A 4,080-nucleotide genomic window follows, 5' to 3' on the forward strand; every position below is an offset into this window, starting at 1 on the left:
GGCGTCTCACCAACCTGGCCGCGGGCGCGGCCGACACGGACGCGGTGAATGTGAGCCAGCTCAAGTCCGTGGCCGACAACGTCGGCAGCCTGGGCGACCGGGCGGTGGCCTACGACGGCAAGTCGGGAGATCCCAAGAACCTGATCACGCTGGCCGGCCCTGCGTCCGCGGATGGCGGCCTGACGGGCGGGACCAAGCTTACCAACCTGGCGCGCGCAGAACTGTCGGCCACCAGCACCGATGCGGTGAACGGTTCGCAGCTGCACGAGACGAACCAGGACGTGCTGCGGATGGGCGACAGGGTGACGACCATGGGCGATACCGTGACGAATCTGGGTGACACGGTGACGAGCATTGGCGACACCGTGACGAACCTCGGCGACACGGTGACGGACATGGGAGGCACGGTCACGACCCTGGGCGATACGCTCACCAGCCTTGGCGGCGCGTTGGTGAACCTGACCGGCGACACGAGCTTGGCGTACACGGACGCCAACGGCCTGGGCATCCGCTATGCGCGGACCAACGAGCGTGGGCTGACGCCCGCTGACGCCTATGCCCAGAATCCTGGCAGCACGGCGTTGGGCTACAACGCGCGGGCCACGGCCGACAACGCGCTGGCGCTGGGCCGCGAAGCGCAGGCCAGCCATGCCGGCAGCGTGGCGCTGGGCGCCAATGCGGTCGCCAGTGGCTCCACGCTGTCGGACGGAGCGTATCGGTCGGGCACGACAGCGGTGGCCGGCGCGTCGCCGGTTGGCGAGGTGAGCATAGGTTCGGCAGGCGCCGAACGGCGCCTCACCAACCTGGCTGCGGGCGCGGTCGACACGGACGCGGTGAACGTGAGCCAGCTCAAGTCCGTGGCCGACAGCGTCGGCAGCCTGGGCGACCGGGCGGTGACCTACGACGGCAGGTCGGGTGATCCCAAGAACTTGATCACCCTGGCCGGTCCTGCGTCCGCGGATGGCGGCGTGACGGGCGGGACCAAACTCACCAACCTGGCGCGCGGGGCCGTGTCGGCCGCCAGCACCGATGCGGTGAATGGTTCGCAGCTCTACGATATCAATCAGGGCGTGCAGCGGATGGGCGACACGTTGACGAACATGGGCGATACGTTCACGAACCTGACGGGAGACACCAATCTGATCAGCAAGGCCGACAAGGGGCTTGGCCTGCGTTATGCGCGGACCAACGAGTCGGGGCTGGCGGAAGACGACGCGTACGCGCAGGGCGTGGGCAGCACGGCGCTGGGCTACACCGCGCGGGCCACGGCCGGCAACGCGCTGGCGCTGGGCCACGATGCCGTGGCGAGCCAGGAAGGGAGCGTGGCGTTGGGTACCGGTTCCATCTCCGACCGGGCGTCGGCGCCGATCACTGGCAGCCTTGCGGTAGGCAGCGGTGGCGCCCTGGTGCCGTTCAACACCGCGGATCTCACATTGCTGGGGGCGGTGTCCGTGGGCCACGACGGCGCGTATCGCCAGATTACCAACGTGGCGGACGGTACCGAGGAGCATGACGCGGTGACCTTGCGCCAGTTGACCGGGGCGATCGGGTCCTTGACGTCCACGGGTACCCAGTACTTCCACGCCAACTCGACGGCGACTGATTCATTGGCGACAGGCGTGGAGTCGATCGCCATCGGACCGCAGGCGGTGGTCAACGGCGATCGCGGCCTGGCAATCGGCGAGCGCGCCGTGGTGGATCAGAGCGCGCCCGGCGGTATCGCCCTGGGGCAGCAGGCACGCGCGACATCCGCGGATGGCATCGCGGTGGGCACGCAGGCATTGTCCGACGCGGTCCAGGGGGTGGCCCTGGGCGCGGGCAGCAGGGTCATCACGGGTGGCGGCGTAGCGTTGGGCGCGGGCTCGATCGCCAAAGTGGCAGCCGGAGCTGCCGGGTACATGCCCCTGAGCGGCGATGACGCAGCCGTGAACGCCACGCGCAGCAAGCTGGCGGCGCTTTCCGTGGGTGACGTCGATGCCGGCAACTATCGGCAGATCACCGGAGTGGCCGCGGGGACGGTGGATTCCGACGCGGTAAACGTCAGCCAACTGAAAGCGTTGGCCTCGAACGTGAGCGGGCTCGACGCAGGGGGAGTGAAGTACGACCGCAATCCGGACGGCACCATCAACTACGGCATGGTGACCTTGAACCCTGGCGGCTCGGCTACGGTGCTGAGGAACGTGGCGCGGGGCGCCTTGTCGGCGGACAGCACCGAGGCGGTCAACGGCTCGCAGTTGTTCGAGACCAATCAGTACGTCAAATCGATAGGCGATACGATCGATACCTTCACCCAGGGCGGGGCCGGCATCAAGTACTTCCACGCCAATGGCGGAGCGTCGGCGGCCTTGCCGGATTCCCAGGCCAACGGTCTCGGCAGCATCGCAATGGGCCCGGGCGCGGCGGCCAACGGCGCCAACACGGTGGCTTTGGGCAACGGCGCCGCCGCAGGCAAGGAGGGCGATGTGGCGCTGGGCGCAGGCGCCGTGGCGGACCGGGGCGCAGAGAGCTACACCGGCAAGTACTCGGATGCGCAAAACCAGTCGGTGGGCACGGTGTCGGTGGGTACGTCGGGCGCGGAGCGCACGCTCAGCAACCTGGCTGACGGCCGCGAGGCCACGGACGCCGTGAACCTGCGGCAGCTGGACGGCGCGCTCAAGCAGGCCAACGACTACACCGACAAGCGCTTGCAGGACGTGGCGGGCAATGTGCTCCAGGTCGGCGACCAGCTCACCGCGCTGGACGAGCGCGTGGCCGGCGTCGAAGGCGATGTGACGAACATCAGCAACGGCGCGGCCGGCATGTTCCAGACCAGCCAGGAAGAAAAGGCGGCCAAGCCGCCCAAGGCCAGCGGCGGCAACTCGGCAGCGGGTGGCGCGGGCGCCGTGGCTTCGGGCAAGAACAGCACCGCGATCGGCAACGGTGCGCAGGCGTCTGGCAAGGGGGCGACGGCGTTGGGCAACGGCAGCAAGGCATCCGGCAGCAATGCGGTGGCCCTCGGGGCAGGCTCAGTCGCCGACCGCGACAACACCGTGTCGGTCGGCGTCGCAGGGTCGGAACGCCAGATCGCGAACCTGGCCCGCGGCACTGCGGGAACCGACGCGGTCAATGTGAACCAGTTGCGGGAAATCGAGAACGGTCTGACCAACCAGGTGGCGGGCTTGCGCAAGGACGTGCAAGGACTGGATAACCGGCTGAGCGCCGGCGTCGCTTCCGCCATGGCCATGTCCGCGCTGCCCCAGGCGTACCTGCCCGGCAGGAGCATGCTCAGCATGGGCGGCGGCACGTGGCGCGGCGAAAGCGGCTTCGCCATGGGGCTGTCGACGGTTTCCGACAGCGGCAAATGGGTGGTGAAGGGCCTGGCCAGCAGCAGTTCGCGCGGCGACTATGGCGCGAGCGTGGGCGTGGGGTATCAATGGTGAGCAGGTGCAGCACGAACGCAGGCACGCGGCCAGGCGCCGCATCCTCAAGGATTCCTGAGAGGTACACAGCCATGACACGTCGCATCATTCTTCCAGCCTTGATTGCAACGAGCGCGTTGCTGGCCGCTTGCCAGCCCATGACGGCCCAGAAGGGCGCCAATGCGGCGCCTCGCGCCGCCCAGTCCGCGCCGGCGGCGCAAGACGCCGCCACGCAGGCGCGACCCGCCGCGCCTGCCGTCGAGTTCCGCCAGGCGCAGGACCAGCCGGGTGACGATCTGCGCGAACTGCGCATGTCCGACAAGACCTACTACTTCTTGTTGGCGCCCGCGCTTACCCGCGCCGACCTGAGTGCCGCCACGCCTATGAGGTCCCGCTCGGGGCAGCCTTTCGTGAGCCTGCGCTTCACGCCGCCGGGCGCGCGCAAGCTTGCGCAGATCGGCCGCCAGTACCCGGGCAAGTGGTTGGTCTTCACCATAGACGGCAAGCTGGTGGGCGTGCCGCGCATCGCGGGGCCCATGGACGAGGGCATCCTGAACCTGACGATGAATTCGGAAGAGCAGGCGATCAACGTCGCGCAAGCGATCCAAGGAGCGGCGCACTAGCGCCGCCGTGGCCGCGTCAGCCGACCGCCCCGTAAATGCGGCGCGCGTCGGCGGCCGTG

At 68.9% G+C, this 4,080-nt stretch carries 2 protein-coding genes; both read left to right on the top strand.

The window, feature by feature from the left end; all coding sequences use genetic code 11:
- The coding region (locus tag VIR09_RS00285) for a YadA-like family protein (RefSeq protein ID WP_332010562.1) at positions 1-3,419 on the top strand (3,419 nt) is incomplete at its 5' end.
- Between the two features lie 71 nt (positions 3,420-3,490).
- Positions 3,491-4,021 (top strand): SecDF P1 head subdomain-containing protein, encoded by a 531-nt coding sequence (locus VIR09_RS00290; protein WP_332010565.1) that lies wholly within the window; start codon positions 3,491-3,493, stop codon positions 4,019-4,021.
- Positions 4,022-4,080: the final 59 nt, after the last annotated feature.

It is taken from the genome of Achromobacter sp. (assembly GCF_036567245.1).
Lineage (GTDB): Bacteria > Pseudomonadota > Gammaproteobacteria > Burkholderiales > Burkholderiaceae_B > Achromobacter.

Bases quoted from the DNA above. Each gene is read 5' to 3' on its own strand.
- VIR09_RS00290 (WP_332010565.1), top strand. From the start codon at position 3,491: ATGACACGTCGCATCATTCTTCCAGCCTTGATTGCAACGAGCGCGTTG.